The organism is Janthinobacterium sp. CG_23.4 (genome assembly GCF_029892305.1).
GTDB classification, from domain to species: Bacteria; Pseudomonadota; Gammaproteobacteria; order Burkholderiales; family Burkholderiaceae_D; genus Janthinobacterium; species Janthinobacterium lividum_D.
This window is the reverse complement of sequence record NZ_JARXUX010000001.1, coordinates 4650557-4666077: the sequence shown is the minus strand read 5'-3', so window position 1 is coordinate 4666077 and position 15521 is coordinate 4650557. Positions and strand designations below refer to the sequence as shown.

Below are 15521 nucleotides of genomic sequence, written 5' to 3'. Positions count from 1 at the left end.
AGCATAAAAGATAATTTTTCCATGTGCTAACTTGGTGCTGGGAAAACTATTGAATAGCTAGCCCTACGGCAACAAAGCTCCTGAGAGAAGGATCGCATGCGCTTGCCTGCTTCTGAACTTACTCTTTTTGCTGCACCGCACATACAGTTTTGCTTGCACTAATATGTGGCATTGAGGCACTATTCGCTTCGCGCAAACGTTTGCGCGCAATGAAATTCCATCAAAGCATACTCTACACATGCTTGACCAACAACTCTGGAGACGCTCATGACATCCCGTATTCGCCTGAAAATGATTGCCGCCGCTGTCCTGGTGTGTGCCTTGCCCGCCGTGCCGGCGATGGCGCAGACACCTGCCAAACCGAAGGTCGCGCTGGTGATGAAGTCGCTCGCCAATGAATTTTTCCTGACCATGGAAAATGGCGCCAAGGCGCATCAGAAGGCGAATGCCGCCAAGTACGACTTGCTGTCGAACGGCATCAAGGATGAGACGGATACGTCGAGCCAGATCAAGCTGGTCGAGCAAATGATCGTCGCGCGCGTCAACGCGCTGGTGATCGCCCCTGCCGACTCGAAAGCGCTGGTGCCGGTGCTGAAGAAAGCCATCGATGCAGGCATCATCGTCGTCAATATCGACAACAAGCTCGACGAGGGCGCCCTGAAAGAGAAGGGCATCAGCGTGCCATTCGTCGGTCCTGACAACCGCAAGGGCGCCAAGGTCGTCGGCGATTATCTGGCCCCGCAGCTCAAAAAGGGCGACCCCGTCGGCATCATCGAAGGCGTTTCCACCACTTACAATGCACAGCAGCGTACCCTGGGCTTCCAGGACGCCATGAATGCGGCCGGCGCCAAGGTTGTCAGCGTGCAGTCGGGCCAGTGGGAAATCGCCCCTGCCAACACGGTAGCGGCCGCCATGCTGAACGCCAATCCGAATATCAAGGCCTTGCTGTGCGGTAACGACAACATGGCCATCGGCGCCATTTCCGCCATCAAGGCCGCAGGCAAGACGGGCAAAGTGCTGGTCGTCGGCTACGACAACATCAACGCCATCAAGCCGATGCTGGCCGATGGCCGCGTGCTGGCCACCGCTGACCAGTTCGGTTCGCAGCAAGCCGTGTTCGGCATCGACACCGTGCTCAAAGCCCTGGCACAGAAGAAGAAACAGGCTGACCTGGGTGGCGTCATCGAAACCAAGGTCGAATTGGTCGCCAAGGGCGCCAAGTCCTGATCGCCTGATCGTTTGATCCCGCCGCGGCCGGCGCCTGCGTACTCATCATTAGGGAGTAGGCGGTGCCGGCCCCGCCGCCACTACTGCGGAGTTTTATCATGCCTAGCGACATCCCCCCGGCGCCAACAGCCGCCATCTCTTTATTGACTCTGGATAACATCGGCAAGTCCTATGTCGGCCCCGTGCTGGGCGGCGTGGGCCTGCGTTTTGCCCCTGGCCAGGTGCTGGCGCTGACGGGCGAGAACGGCGCGGGCAAGAGCACCCTGTCGAAGATCATCTGTGGCCTGGAGCAAGCCAGCACGGGCACGATGCTGCTCGACGGCAAGCCGTATCGGCCCGCCTCGCGTGGTGCAGCCGAGGCGCTGGGCATCCGCATGGTGATGCAGGAACTGAACTTGATTCCCACGCTGTCGATCGCGGAAAACCTGTACCTGAAGAATTTGCCGCAGCGCTTCGGCTTCATCGACCGCAGCCGTCTTGCGCGCGACGCGCGCGAACAGATGGAGAAAGTGGGCTTGGGTGGACTCGACCCGTGGACACTCGTCGGTGAACTGGGCATTGGCCACCAGCAAATGATCGAGATCGCGCGCAACCTGATCGGTGCCTGCCGCCTGCTGGTGCTCGATGAGCCGACGGCCATGCTGACGCACCGCGAAGTGGAATTGCTGTTCCTGCAAATCGAGCGCCTGAAGGCCGAAGGCGTGTGCATCATCTATATTTCCCACCGTCTGGAAGAACTCAAGCGCGTGGCTGACCGCATCGCCGTGCTGCGCGACGGCCAGCTCGTGTGCGACGACGACATCGCCGGCCATTCCGCTGCCGACCTGGTCAGCCTGATGGTCGGCCGTTCGGCCGATGACGCCGTCGACTTGAGCGGACGCAGCATCGGCGCGCCGCTGCTGCGCGTGCGCGGCTTGGCGCGCGGTACGGTGGTCAAACCGACTTCCTTCGACTTGCGCGCGGGCGAAATCCTCGGCGTCGCCGGCCTGATCGGCTCGGGCCGCACGGAATTGTTGCGCCTGATCTTCGGCGCCGACCGTGCCGACGCCGGGGCAGTGTATCTTGGCGACAGCGCAACACCGGCTGTACTGGGTTCACCGCAGGCCGCCGTCCAGGCCGGCATTGCCATGATCACGGAAGACCGCAAGGGCCAGGGTTTGTTGCTGCGCCAGTCCATCGCCGTCAACACGACCCTGGCGTCGCTCGATAGCGTCAGTGGCGCCGGTTGGCTTAACGCCGCCGCCGAAGCGACGGTGGCCGACGACTATATTCAACGCTTGGGCATCCGTTCGCGTAGCAGCGCGCAAACGGTGGCCGAATTGTCGGGCGGTAACCAGCAAAAAGTGGTGATCGCCCGCTGGCTGTACCGCGACTGCCCCGTGATGCTGTTCGACGAGCCCACGCGCGGCATCGATATCGGCGCCAAGTTTGATATTTACCAGGTGCTGGCGGAACAGGCGCGCCAGGGCAAGGGCCTGGTCATCGTATCGAGCGACTTGCGCGAACTGATGCTGATTTGTGACCGCATCGCCGTGATGAGCGCGGGCAGCATCGTCGAGACCTTCGAGCGCGGCGCCTGGAGCCAGGACGCGCTGCTGTCGGCCGCCTTCTCTGGCTATTTGACCCCTACTTCCACTCCAGCTGCGGCCTGATCCGCCGGAAAGATTCCCATGACTATCCACTCCTCTCCTTCGTATCTGCAGCGCAGCCTGGCCGACCTGAAAAACTATGCAGGCCTGATCGGCGCCCTGCTGGCCATGTGTGTGCTGTTCTCGTTTGCCAGCGAAAACTTCTTTACGCTCGCTACCCTCAGCACCCTGTCGAACAACATCCCGACGCTGGTGGTGATGGCGGTCGGCATGACCTTTGTCCTGATCATCGGCGGCATCGATCTGTCGGTGGGCTCGGTGATGGCACTGGCCGCTTCCGTACTGTCGCTGGCCGTCGTGCACTGGGGCTGGCCCGTGTGGAGCGCCGCCCTGCTGGGCATGTTCGTCGCCGCCGTGTGCGGCGCCACCACGGGCCTGATTTCCGTCGGCTGGCGCATTCCCTCGTTCATCGTCTCGCTGGGCGTGCTGGAAATGGCACGCGGCCTGGCCTATCAAGTGACCAACTCGCGCACGGAATATATCGGCAGCGCCGTTGACGGCATCAGTTCGCCGATCGCCTTCGGCCTGTCGCCTGCCTTCATCGCCGCCATCGCTATTGTTGTGATCGGCCACCTGGTGCTCACGCGCACGGTGCTGGGACGCCACTGGATCGGTATCGGCACGAATGAAGAAGCCGTGCGTTTGTCCGGCATCAATACCAAACCGTCCAAAGTGCTGGTGTTTGCCCTGATGGGTTTCCTCGCCGGCGTGGGTGCCCTGTTCCAGGTCTCGCGCCTGGAAGCGGCCGATCCGAACGGCGGCGTGGGCATGGAATTGCAAGTGATCGCCGCCGTGGTGATCGGCGGCACCAGCCTGATGGGCGGGCGCGGCTCCGTCATCAGTACCTTTATTGGCGTGCTGATTATTTCCGTGCTGGAAGCGGGCCTGGCGCAAGTGGGCGTATCTGAACCCGTCAAACGCATCGTCACGGGCCTGGTGATCGTCGCTGCCGTGGTGCTCGACACTTACCGCCGCCGCGGCGAGCGCGCATAAGCGCAAGAGAAAGCGCGGTCCATGGCAACCATCAAACAAGTGGCGCAGGCGGCGGGGGTGTCGTATACCACCGTGTCGCACGTCCTCAACAATACCCGTCCCGTCAGCGACGCCGCGCGCCGCGCCGTGCTGGCAGCGGCGCAGCAATTGCATTACGTGCCCAGCGCCTTGGCGCGTTCGCTGCGCAGCAGCAGCACGGGCACCATAGGCCTCATCATTCCGAATAATACGAACCCGTACTTTTCGGAAGTGGCGCGCGGCATCGAGGACAGTTGCTACGCGGCCGGCTACAGCGTCATTTTATGTAATTCCGATGACGACCCCGTCAAGCAGCGCGACTACCTGAACGTGCTCCTGACCAAGCGCTGCGACGGCCTGATTTTGTCCGCACTGGCCGACAGCGATGGCGAATTGCTGCGCAAGATGAAGGTGCCGGCCGTGCTGCTCGACCGCGCGCCCAACGACCTGTCCATCGATGTGGTGGCCGTCGATAACCGCGCCGGCGGCGTGCTGGCCGCGCGCCATCTGCTGGGGCTGGGACGCCGGCGTCTGGCATGTATCGCTGGCCCGCGCGAAGTGAGCATTTCCAATGACCGCATAGCCGGCGCACGCAGCGCCATGGCCGATGCGGGCTTGCTGCTGGCCGACGACCTGTGCCGGCATAGCGATTTTACGAGTGCGGGCGGCTATGCGGTCGCGCTGGACTTGCTGGCGCTGCCCGAGGGCCAGCGCCCCGACGCCTTGTTCTGCTGCAATGACTTGATGGCCTTTGGTGCCCTGTGCGCCGCCGCCGAGCTCGGCATTGCCGTGCCCGTGGACCTGGCCGTCGTCGGCTTCGACGATATCGACTTGGCCAGCTTCGTGCATCCGGCCTTGAGCAGCGTGGCGCAAAACACGCGCGAACTGGGCCATATCACGGCGGCCTGCCTGCTGGCGCGCATCGCCGCCCCCGCCTTGCCGCGCCAGCAGCGCAGCATCGCGCCTGCACTACATGTGCGCGGCTCCAGCGTGGCCGCTACTGTAGCTTCTTCCTCACTGACTTCTTCACCTGCAACTGAACTGATGGGAATGACATCATGATCGTGGTTATCGGCAGTATCAATATGGACCTGGTCTTGCGCGTGCCGCGCATGCCACTTCCCGGTGAAACCCTGACGGGTGGCGCTTTTAGAACCATTCCTGGCGGCAAGGGTGCCAACCAGGCCGTGGCTTGCGCGCGCCTGAGCGGCAAGGTTGAGGCCGGTGGCCAGCAAGTGGCCATGATAGGCTGCGTGGGCGATGACGCGTTCGGCACGACCCTGCGCGCGGCGCTGGTGGGCGATGGCATCATCGATAGCCATATCACCACCTTGCCCGGCATGGCGTCCGGCATCGCGTCCATTCTCGTCGACGACAATGGCCAGAACAGCATCGTGATTGCTGGCGGCGCCAACGATTTATTAAGCCCCGCGCATATCGACGCGGCCAAAGGGCTGATCGAACAGGCCGATATCGTCGTGCTGCAACTGGAAACGCCGATGGCCACCGTCGTGCACGCGATCAAACTGGCCCGTTCGCTGGGCAAGACCGTGGTGCTGAACCCTGCACCGGCCGCTAGCTTGCCGGAAAGTGTGCTGGCGCTGGTCGATTACCTGATTCCGAATGAAATCGAAGCGGCCATGCTGGCCGGTGTCAGCCCGGAAGGCGCGGATGCCAAGGCGCTGGCGGCCGCGCTGCAAAAGCTGGGCAGCGACAACGTCATCATCACGCTGGGCCACAAGGGCGTGCATGCGGCCCTGTATGGCGGCGATTATGATTTCCCGGCTGAAGTGGTGCAAGCGGTCGACACAACGGCCGCTGGCGACACTTTCATCGGCGGCTTTGTGGCGGGCCTGGCCTCTGGCATGGACGAGGCTGAAGCGATTCAACAAGGCCAGCGCGCGGCCGCCTGGAGCGTTACCAAGCACGGCGCGCAAACCTCGATTCCCCACCTGCACGAACTGTTCTGAGACCATGAAAAAAACACCACTGCTCAATATTGCGTTGTCGCAATTGATCGCTTCGCTCGGTCATGGCGACATGCTTGTTATCGGCGACGCGGGCTTGCCCTCGCAGCCGGGCGTGCCCCTGATCGACCTGGCCTTGACGCGCGGCATCCCCGGCTTCATCGACACCGTCAATACCGTGTTGAGCGAAATGCAGGTGGAATACCATGTGCTGGCTAGCGAGTTGCCACAGCACAATCCTGCCATGGCGGCGCAGGTGGCGGCCCTGGCCGTGCCCGATGCGCGCCAAGTCACGCATGAAGCGTTCAAGCAACTGTCCAAGGGCGCGCGCGCCATCGTGCGCACGGGGGAGTGCAGTCCGTATGCCAACATCATTTTGGTGGCCGGCGTGGTGTTCTAGCGCAAAACAAACGCCAGATTCTTTTTCAAAAAAACCAACATCTTCGCCTGCCCTGCCAGCAGATTCGATGGTCTCTGCCGGACGGGGCTTTCCGCTTGAACGGGCTTATACTCGATGCGCTGGCGCCTGCGCCCGGCTTTAGCTGTCACCGCTTCGCTGCATGTGAATCGGGCGCGCAGGCCAAGCTTTTCCATTCACTGAGCCGAGGTGACTGCATGGGCGATACCAATGATACGGCCAGCATGCCTATCCGGCCGCAGCGCCAGGTGATGCTCAAGCTGGCGGAAAACGCTGGAAAAGTTCACGCAGCACCTAAAAAATTGAGGACCAGACGGCGGGAAGAAGATATCTTCTTGTTGCTGTTCAATCCACCGGGAACTGCCTATGATGGTGTTCCCGTAGTGCAACGATAGTCAAAACCAATTGAAACTATTGTTACAATCAATTTTGAGTATGGATTAAAAACCCTTACACTATGGTCTTACTGATTCACCACCCGAGAGGAAATGATTATGTCGCTTATCAATACCCAAGTTAAACCATTCAAGGCAACCGCATTCCACAATGGCAAATTCGTCGACCTGACGGAAGCGTCGCTGAAGGGCAAGTGGTCGATATTCATGTTCTACCCAGCCGACTTCACCTTCGTTTGCCCAACAGAACTGGAAGACTTGGCCGATCACCACGCGCAATTCCAGCAAATGGGCGTCGAAGTCTACGGCATCTCGACCGACTCGCATTTCGCGCACAAAGCATGGCATGACACCTCGGACGCCATCAAGAAAGTGCAATACGCACTGATCGGCGACCCAACCGGCGCCCTGTCGCGCAATTTCGAAGTCATGATCGAAGAAGACGGCATGGCACTGCGCGGTACCTTCGTGATGAACCCGGACGGCTTCATCAAAGTGCTGGAAGTGCATGACAACGGCATCGGCCGTGACGCATCGGAACTGTTGCGCAAAGTCAAGGCAGCACAATACGTTGCCGCTCACCCAGGTGAAGTGTGCCCAGCCAAATGGACCGAAGGCGCAGCAACCCTGACCCCATCGCTGGACCTGGTTGGCAAGATCTAAGTCTTGAAGCCTTGCAACATCTAGCAGCAAACAAGTAGTTACCGCGATGCCGGACCGGGTGTCCGGCCCGGCATTTGCCTAAATATTTGTCAAAGGAAAAAATCATGTTGGACGTAAATCTCAAAGCGCAGTTGAAAACCTATTTGGAAAAAGTAGTACAGCCCATTGAGATCGTCGCCAATCTCGATGACAGCGCCAAGGCGCGTGAAATGGAAGAACTGCTCCAGGAAATCGTCCTGTTGAGCGACAAGATCACGCTGCTCAAGAGTCTGGACGATACCGAGCGCAAGCCATCGTTCAGCATCAACCGCCCAGGCACTGATATCGGCGTGCGTTTCGCCGGCATCCCGCTGGGCCACGAATTTACCTCGCTGGTGCTGGCCCTGCTGCAAGTGGGCGGCCATACCATCAAGTTCGACGAAGCGGTGATCGAGCAGATCCGCAACCTCGAAGGCGATTACGCGTTTGAGACGTTTATTTCGCTCAGCTGCCATAATTGCCCGGAAGTGGTGCAGGCCTTGAATGCCATGGCGGTGATCAATCCGCGCATCAAGGTCACCACCATCGACGGCGGCGTATTCCCGAAAGAAGTCGAAGAGCGCCAGATCATGTCCGTGCCGATGATGTTCCTGAATGGCCAGCATTTCGGCCAGGGACGCACGAATGTCGAGGAAATCCTCGCCAAGATCGATACCAACGCCGGTGCCCGCCAAGCGCAAGCGTTGTCGAAAAAAGGCGTGTTCGACGTGCTGATCGTCGGCGGTGGCCCTGCCGGTGCGGCAGCAGCTGTCTACGCAGCGCGTAAAGGCATCAAGACGGGCGTGCTGGCCGAGCGATTCGGCGGCCAAGTGCTCGATACGCTGGCCATCGAGAACTTTATTTCCGTCAGCGAAACGGATGGTCCGAAGTTCGCCATGGCGCTGGAACAGCACGTCAAGGAATACGAGGTCGACATCATGAATACCCAGCGCGCCATGAAGTTGACGCCGGGTAAGCTGATCGAGATTGAAACGGTGAATGGCGCCATCTTGAAAGCCAAGACCGTCATCCTGGCCACCGGCGCCCGCTGGCGCGAAATCAACGTACCGGGTGAGAAGGAATACCGCAACCACGGTGTCGCCTACTGCCCGCACTGCGATGGTCCTTTGTTCAAGGGCAAGCGCGTGGCCGTGATCGGCGGCGGAAACTCGGGCGTGGAAGCGGCGATCGACCTGGCCGGCCTGGTAAAACACGTGACCTTGATCGAGTACGGCGCGGAATTGCGCGCCGATGCGGTGCTGCAACGCAAGCTGCACAGCTTGCCTAACGTGAGCGTGGTTTCCTCGGCGCAAACCACCGAAATCAACGGCGACGGCAAGATCGTCAATGGCCTCAGCTACACCGACCGCGTCAGCGGCGCATCGCACAAGGTCGATCTGGAAGGCGTTTTCGTGCAAATCGGTCTGGTACCGAACACGGAATGGCTGAAAGGGACGGTTACGTTGTCGCGCCAAGGCGAAATCGAAGTCGACGCCCGCGGCCAGACCTCGATCCCCGGCGTGTTTGCGGCTGGCGACGTTACCACCGTGCCGTTCAAGCAAATCATCATCGCCACCGGCGAAGGTGCCAAGGCAGCCCTGTCCGCCTTTGACCACCTGATCCGCTCGGACGACGATGAAGTGGTCGAAGAGTCTGCCGCCAAGGAAGCACTGACGGCCTAAGCTGTCCAGCCGTAAAAAACCGGAACGCCGCAAGGTGCTTCCGGTTTTTTTTGCGCGCAACTTTTTTAGCTGTCCGTGTCGTGGGCATTCGCGCTTACCTATACTTGCACGCCATCGACGCGCGGTGTTGGCGTCGTGGCTGCAGCGGGATTGTCGGTTTTTTGCAATACGCTATCCCAAGCGTTTTTCTGTCTATATTTCTAGCGTCGCCGTCAGCGGCACGCCAGGCACCAGATGGCTGGACAGCACGATGCACTGGCGCGCCAGGCGGGCCGGCTCCGACAGGCGCGCGCGCAGATGCGCCATGGCCGCTGCATCGAGGCCATTGAACGGTTCATCAATCAGCAGCAGGCGTACGGGCAAGGCCAGCGCCAAGGCCAGTTGCAGCTTTTTGTGCTGGCCCAGCGAGAGGGCGGTGATGCTTTGCCGCAAGGTCGGCGTCATGCCAAACGCGCTCAGCTCGTCGTTCAACAGGGACTGGTCGCTGTCCGGGTACAGGGCCAGGTACAGGTCGAGAAATTCATGCACTTGCAGCCAGGGCAGGGAAGGGGCGTCGCCGCCACAATAGAAGGCCAGTGCGCGGTACGCCAGCGGCGTGCAAGCGCTGTCGATGTCATCGAGGCGGATGGCGCCGCGCGCGGGCAGCAGGGCGCCGCCCGCCAGTTTCAGCAAGGTTGTCTTGCCGGCCCCGTTCGCGCCGCGCAGCCAGGTGACGCCGGGGCCGAATTGCAGATTGCAGCCTTGGAACACGGTGTGCGTGGGGAAGTGAAAATCGAGGTGCTCGATTTGCAGGGTGGGAGAACAGGCATTCAATTCCATAATTCGCTTCCGATGGCGCTCAAGGCAAGGATGGATAGCACGACGAGGACGACGCGGCCGCGCGCCGTGAGGCGGGGCAGGCCGACGATGGCCAGCAGGGCCGCGCTGGCGGTGAGGCCATACACGCTGGTCACGCGCTGCTGCAAGGCGGCGGGGTGTATGTTGTAGAGCAAGATACCGCCTGCCAGCAGCACGGCAAATGGCGGCAGCAGGCTGGCGGCGCAGGCCAGGCGCGTCAAGGTGGCGCTGGCCAGGGGCCAGGCGTTCAGCGATGGATGCAGCAAGTCGATCTGCTCGCGCACGGCCTTGTCGCCGCGGTCCGTCAGAATCACCAGACTGGCGCTGGCCAGCAAACCCAACAGCGGCGCGGGCACCAGGGGCGCGCGCAGCAGCCAGGCCAGCATGCTGGCGCCAGCGGTGGCCAGCAACACGCTTTGCTCGATGCCAACCATATTGTCGTGGCGCCAGAACGGCAGCCAGAACAACTGGCGCCACAGCAATACGCTGCGCCAGCGGGGCCGCTGCGGCACATAGGCGCTCATCGTGGTCGGGCGCGCCCTTGGTGCCGGGCGGGGCGCGCGCAGGCGCTGCGCCACGATGCATGTTGTCAGTAGCCAGGCCAGCAGCCACGCGGCGATGATGGTGGCAATGCCGGGCGCGACAAGCGGGCGCAACCAGGGTGGCGACTGCAGCAGCCAGATGGTGGTCGAGACGGCATAGGCGAGGCCCAGCGGCAGCATCAGCAAAGCGGCCACGGCCACGTCTGCTTGCCAGCGCAAGCGCCTAGTCAAGGGCAACTGGCGCAGCCAGGCGGCGATGGGCGCTGGCAACAGCCGTTGGCGCAGCAGCCAGGCGGGCAGGCAGGTCAGCAGGATTTGCGCGCTCAAGAGACCCAAGGCGGCGGGCCAGGGCAGGCTCACGGCGAGAAAGCCGGGCAGGGCGATGACGCTGAGTAAGCCCAGCAAGACGGGGCCGGCCAGGAAGACAAGAATTTCCATGGAACTGGCCAGGCTGGCGACAAATTGCAGTAGAGCATGGTGGGCCAGGCGTAAGCGCAGGACGAGGTAGGGGGATAGACTGGGGGGCAGGCGCATCAGGCTGTATCTGCAGAGTCAGGATGAGCGCTGATTCTAACAGCCTGGGTCAGACCCCCGGATAAGTTAGCTTTGTGCTTGACGTTGGCAGTGTTGAGGGGCTGACCCCAAAATGGGAAAAGCCCTTCGGTTCAGAGAACCAAAGGGCTTTTCTTTTATTGGCGGAGCGGACGGGACTCGAACCCGCGACCCCCGACGTGACAGGCCGGTATTCTAACCAACTGAACTACCACTCCAAGCTCGTATGATCTGTGTTGCTGATCCATGAAGCACTGGATAATTTTCTGTTTTGGTGGTGGGTGCTGAGAGGCTCGAACTCCCGACCTACGCCTTGTAAGGGCGCCGCTCTACCAACTGAGCTAAGCACCCGCATACCCAGAAAACTATCCCGACGTTTGTCACCACGTCTGGAAGAGGCACTATTATAGGGGGCGTTTTCCCACTTGTGCAACTATTCTTGAGCACTAAAAGCAGTTTTTTTGCTGAAAAGCACAAAAATATGCAGGGGCAGGCGATGCTGGCGCTTTTTTCGGTGTATTTGTTGCTGCACAATGGGAAAAGCCCTTCGGTTCAGAGAACCAAAGGGCTTTTCTTTTATTGGCGGAGCGGACGGGACTCGAACCCGCGACCCCCGACGTGACAGGCCGGTATTCTAACCAACTGAACTACCACTCCAAGCTCGTATGATCTGTATTGCTGATCCATGAAGCACTGGACAGTTTTCTGATTTGGTGGGTGCTGAGAGGCTCGAACTCCCGACCTACGCCTTGTAAGGGCGCCGCTCTACCAACTGAGCTAAGCACCCAATGCTTGTCTCAGAAAACTATCCCGACGTTTGTCACCACGTCTGGAAGAGGCGCTATTATAGGACGACGAAAATCCTTGTGCAAGCGCTTTTTTCAAAAAAGCGCTTGGGAGCAGCTGAAAAAAGTTCAGGGCGAGGCAATGTAACGCTGCCGTGGGCTTTTTCTCAGGGCTGTTATTGCGTGATACCCCACTGCGACAGCATCCACGCCAGATTGAACGCATTCTCGGCGATGGCGTTGTAGCGGCCCGAAGCGCCGCCATGGCCGGCGCCCATATTCGTTTTCAGCAGCAGCGCATTGCTGTCCGTTTTATATGCGCGCAGCTTGGCCACATACTTGGCCGGTTCCCAGTACATGACCTGGCTGTCGTTCAGGCCCGTCGTCACCAGCATGGCTGGATAGTTCTTACGTGCAATGTTGTCGTAGGGCGAGTAGCTGAGCATGTAGTCGTAGGCCGCTTTCTGGTTCGGGTCGCCCCATTCCAGGTATTCGCCCGTCGTCAGCGGCAAGCTGGCGTCCATCATGGTGTTCATCACGTCGACGAACGGTACGGCCGCGTGCACGGCGTGGAACAGCTCGGGACGCATGTTGACGACGGCCCCCATCAAGAGGCCACCCGCGCTGCCGCCCTGGATGATCAGGCGGTTCGGGCTGGTCCATTTTTCGCGCACCAGGTAGTCGGCGCTGTCGATGAAGTCATTGAAGGTGTTCTTCTTCTTCATCAGCATGCCGTCTTCATGCCAGGCTTCGCCCATGTCCGTGCCGCCGCGGATGTGCGCTTGCGCATAGATGACGCCGCGCTCCAGCAGGCTGATGCGGCTGATAGCGAAGCTGGCTTCCGTCGAGATGCCGTAGGAGCCATACGAGTACAGCAGCAGTGGCGCGGTACCGTCGAGCTTGACGCCTTTCTTGTAGACGATCCACAGTGGCACTTGCACGCCATCGCGCGCTGTCACCCACAGACGCTGCGTGGTGTAGCGGCTGGCATCGTAGCCGCCGACGATTTCCTGCTGTTTCAGCAGCGTGCGCTTGCCATCTTTCATGTTGACGTCAATCACGGCGGGCGGCGTAATAGGCGATTGGTAAGACATGCGAAATTGTGTGGCGGAAAATTCTGGCGTGCCGGCCGCCGTGGCCAGGTAGACGGGGTCGTCGAACTGCACCGTCTTCCAATTCTTTTGCGCAAAATCATGGATGCGCGCGCGGTTCAGGGCGCGCGCCTTTTCCATGACCACCAGGTAATCCTGGAACACGTCGATGGACAGGATCACGGCATCCTTGTTATGCGGCACGACGAGTTTCCAGTTTTTCGGCTGCGGGGCCGCTACCGGTGCGCTGACGATGCGGAAATTCTTCGCGTCCTTGTTGGTGAGAATGTACAACTGGCCGTCGCGGTGCTCGACGCCGTAGCGGTGGCCTTTTTCACGCTTCAGCACGCTTTGGAAACTGCCTTCCGGCTTGCTCGTTGGCAACAGCAGCACTTCGCTGGTATCCGTGCTGGCCGAACTCAGCACAAAGTAGCGCTTGTCGCGCGTGCGGCCCACATTGATGGCGAACTGTTCCACCGGCTCGTGGTAGACCTGCTGCGGCGCGCCGCCCAGGGCCAGGCGGAACAAGCGGTCCGAACGCTTGGTGGTGGCGTCTTCCTGGGCCAGCATCAGGGTGGCGTTATCGGCCGCCCAGGCCAGCGATGTGACGCGCGGCATGGTATCACTCAGCAACTTGCCCGTCTTCAAATCCTTGACATGCAGCTCGTATTGGCGGAAACCCGTCGTGTCGGTGGTGTAGGCCAGCAACTGTTCATCGGGACTGATAGCAAACGCGCGCACGGCAAAAAATTTGTGGCCTTCAGCCAATTGATTCTGGTCCAGCAGGATTTCTTCAACCGCCTGCGCATCATAGGCGCTATTCGCGCCCACTGGGCGGCGGCAGTGAAGCGGATATTGCTGGCCCGCCTGGGTGCGCGTGTAATAGTAAAAGTTACCCTGACGCGCAGGCACGGACAGGTCCACTTCCTGCATGCGGCCCTTGATTTCTGCAGTCACCTTGTCGGCCAGCGGCTGGATCGGGGCCGTGATGGCCGCCGTGTAGGCGTTTTCCGCATTCAGATAATCGATCACGGCAGGATCGGTCTTCTTTTGCAGCCAGCGGTAGTCGTCCGTGACGACGCTGCCGTGGCGCTTTTCCTGCCACGCTGTCTTGGCGGCAACAGGTGCCGGGATAGTGGCACTGGCAGTAGTGGTGGGGGCATCAGCCGCCAGCGCGGCTGGCGCCAGGGTGGACAACAGCAGGGCTGGCAGGATGGATGACCAGACGGACCGGCGGCGCGTAGCGTGATAGGTGATAGACAAGGAGGCTCCTTTGCATGATTGTGTCAAGATTGTAATCTTGCTATTGAGAAAAGCAACCGCTGATCGCTGCCATCGCGCTGCCATCATTTCGTCTTGCATCCGTGCGCATTTGCGGTAATACTGTATGCATGCACAGTATCTTGCCGCAATCAAGGCAACCGACCCGCCGCGAGGTGTTTTTTTGACTCCATCTGTCCCACCACTTGCCGAACCGCGCAGCGCAGACGCGCGCCGCTGGATAGCCCACCTGGACATGGATGCCTTCTTTGCCTCCGTGGAGCTGTTGAAATATCCGCAATTGCGCGGTGAAGCCGTCGTCATCGGCGGCGGCCGGCTGCAGCAGCCCGTGCTGCAGGACGATGGCACGCTGCAATTTGCGCGCATGCGCGACTATGTCGGGCGCGGCGTTGTCACCACCTCCACCTATGCGGCGCGCAAGTTTGGCGTGTTTTCTGCCATGGGCATCATGAAGGCGGCCAAGCTGGCACCGGACAGCATCTTGCTGCCGGCCGACTTCGACGCTTACCGCGCGTATTCGGCCCGCTTCAAGCAAGCCGTGGCCGAGCTGTGCCCTATCATCCAGAACGTCGGCATCGATGAAATCTATATCGACCTCAGCGAATACGGCGAGCAGGCACCGGCCATGGCCGCACGCCTGAAGGCAGCCGTATTCGAGGCGACGGGCCTGTCGTGCTCGGTCGGCCTGGCGCCCAACAAATTGCTGGCAAAAATCTGTTCCGACCTGGAAAAACCCGATGGCCTGACCATCTTGCAGCCCGAAGATGTAGAAACACGTGTGTGGCCCTTGCCGGCAAAAAAGATCAACGGTATTGGTCCTAAGGCCACCGCCAAGCTCGAAGCGCTGGGCATCGTCAGCATCGGCGAACTGGCGCGGGCCGACCTCACCATGCTGCGCACGCAGTTCGGCGACCTGTACACGGGCTGGCTGCGCCAGGCGGCACTGGGCATTGATGATCGGCCCGTGCAGACGAGCCGGGAAACCAAGTCCGTCAGCCGCGAAACGACGTTCGAGCGCGACTTGCAGGTGGTGCGCGACCGCGCCACCCTGTCGGAAAAGCTGAAAAGCCTGTGCACGCGCGTGGCGGGCGACCTGGACAAGCAATCGCTGGCGGGGCGCACGGTGGGCGTCAAGTTGCGCTTCGAAGATTTCAGCACCGTCACGCGCGACATCACCCTGCCCAGCGCCACGGCGGACGCCGCCGCCATCCTGCGTGCCAGCCGCGATTGCTTGCGGCGCGTGCCATTTGAAAAGAAAATCCGACTGTTGGGCGTGCGCATCTCGACCTTGTGCGACCCGGCCGTGGTGACGCGGCTGGTGCCGGCCCAGGCGGAGCTGTTTCCCGCCCTGTAGCGGCATTTTCCATGGATTACAAGCATCGCGCCAGTCCGCGCTTTTGACG

Annotated in this window: 14 protein-coding genes and 4 tRNA genes; 10 read left to right on the top strand and 8 right to left on the bottom strand. The window is 60.8% G+C overall.

The genetic code is table 11. The annotated features are described in order from the left end of the window. Positions 1-291: 291 nt before the first annotated feature. The 6 genes from H4V96_RS20890 (at position 292) to rbsD (ending at position 6254) form a co-directional block, all read left to right on the top strand. Positions 292-1227 (top strand): sugar ABC transporter substrate-binding protein, encoded by a 936-nt coding sequence (locus H4V96_RS20890; protein ID WP_261980960.1) that lies wholly within the window; start codon positions 292-294, stop codon positions 1225-1227. 98 nt (positions 1228-1325) lie between these two features. Beyond that, positions 1326-2879, top strand: coding sequence for a sugar ABC transporter ATP-binding protein (locus tag H4V96_RS20885; protein ID WP_196856561.1), 1554 nt, complete (start codon positions 1326-1328; stop codon positions 2877-2879). 18 nt (positions 2880-2897) lie between these two features. After that, positions 2898-3869, top strand: a complete 972-nt coding sequence (locus H4V96_RS20880) for an ABC transporter permease (RefSeq protein WP_010402073.1) — start codon at positions 2898-2900, stop codon at positions 3867-3869. A gap of 21 nt (positions 3870-3890) precedes the next feature. Beyond that, positions 3891-4949, top strand: coding sequence for a LacI family DNA-binding transcriptional regulator (locus tag H4V96_RS20875; RefSeq protein WP_280721139.1), 1059 nt, complete (start codon positions 3891-3893; stop codon positions 4947-4949). Beyond that, positions 4946-5857 (top strand): ribokinase, encoded by a 912-nt coding sequence (rbsK, locus tag H4V96_RS20870; RefSeq protein WP_196856564.1) that lies wholly within the window; start codon positions 4946-4948, stop codon positions 5855-5857. Before H4V96_RS20875 ends, rbsK begins: the two co-directional genes overlap by 4 nt. 4 nt (positions 5858-5861) lie before the next feature. Further along, positions 5862-6254, top strand: coding sequence for a D-ribose pyranase (rbsD, locus tag H4V96_RS20865; protein ID WP_010402070.1), 393 nt, complete (start codon positions 5862-5864; stop codon positions 6252-6254). On the opposite strand, the gene H4V96_RS20860 is transcribed toward rbsD, so the two are convergent. Further along, positions 6251-6448 carry a hypothetical protein gene (locus H4V96_RS20860; RefSeq protein ID WP_196856565.1) on the bottom strand — a complete coding sequence of 66 codons (198 nt, stop codon included), beginning with the start codon at positions 6446-6448 and terminating at the stop codon, positions 6251-6253. The genes rbsD and H4V96_RS20860 overlap by 4 nt on opposite strands. A 21-nt stretch (positions 6449-6469) precedes the next feature. Between H4V96_RS20860 and H4V96_RS20855 the strand changes: the two genes are divergently transcribed. From H4V96_RS20855 to ahpF, 3 genes are all read left to right on the top strand, one after another. Then, entirely contained in the window at positions 6470-6667 is a 198-nt protein-coding gene (locus tag H4V96_RS20855) for a hypothetical protein (protein WP_196856566.1), read from the top strand. Positions 6668-6766: 99 nt separating this feature from the next. Continuing rightward, positions 6767-7330 carry an alkyl hydroperoxide reductase subunit C gene (gene ahpC / locus H4V96_RS20850; RefSeq protein WP_196856567.1) on the top strand — a complete coding sequence of 188 codons (564 nt, stop codon included), beginning with the start codon at positions 6767-6769 and terminating at the stop codon, positions 7328-7330. A 104-nt stretch (positions 7331-7434) separates the two neighbouring features. Beyond that, positions 7435-9030 carry an alkyl hydroperoxide reductase subunit F gene (ahpF, locus tag H4V96_RS20845; RefSeq protein ID WP_196856568.1) on the top strand — a complete coding sequence of 532 codons (1596 nt, stop codon included), beginning with the start codon at positions 7435-7437 and terminating at the stop codon, positions 9028-9030. A gap of 192 nt (positions 9031-9222) precedes the next feature. Here ahpF and H4V96_RS20840 read toward each other — a convergent pair whose 3' ends face one another. From H4V96_RS20840 to H4V96_RS20810, 7 genes are all read right to left on the bottom strand, one after another. Further along, complete coding sequence (locus H4V96_RS20840; RefSeq protein ID WP_196856569.1) at positions 9223-9849, bottom strand: ATP-binding cassette domain-containing protein; 627 nt, start codon at positions 9847-9849, stop codon at positions 9223-9225. Further along, complete coding sequence (locus H4V96_RS20835) at positions 9840-10943, bottom strand: hypothetical protein (protein WP_196856570.1); 1104 nt, start codon at positions 10941-10943, stop codon at positions 9840-9842. The genes H4V96_RS20840 and H4V96_RS20835 overlap by 10 nt, the downstream gene beginning before the upstream one ends. Before the next feature lie 159 nt (positions 10944-11102). Continuing rightward, positions 11103-11179 (bottom strand) — tRNA-Asp (locus H4V96_RS20830). A 57-nt stretch (positions 11180-11236) separates the two neighbouring features. Then, positions 11237-11312, bottom strand: a tRNA-Val gene (locus H4V96_RS20825). 229 nt (positions 11313-11541) lie between these two features. Further along, positions 11542-11618, bottom strand: a tRNA-Asp gene (locus H4V96_RS20820). A 54-nt stretch (positions 11619-11672) separates the two neighbouring features. Beyond that, positions 11673-11748, bottom strand: a tRNA-Val gene (locus H4V96_RS20815). A 174-nt stretch (positions 11749-11922) separates the two neighbouring features. Continuing rightward, complete coding sequence (locus H4V96_RS20810) at positions 11923-14100, bottom strand: S9 family peptidase (protein WP_196856571.1); 2178 nt, start codon at positions 14098-14100, stop codon at positions 11923-11925. 181 nt (positions 14101-14281) lie between these two features. Here H4V96_RS20810 and dinB point away from each other — a divergent pair, with 181 nt between their 5' ends. Continuing rightward, positions 14282-15472, top strand: coding sequence for a DNA polymerase IV (gene dinB, locus H4V96_RS20805; protein ID WP_196856572.1), 1191 nt, complete (start codon positions 14282-14284; stop codon positions 15470-15472). Positions 15473-15521 lie beyond the last annotated feature (49 nt).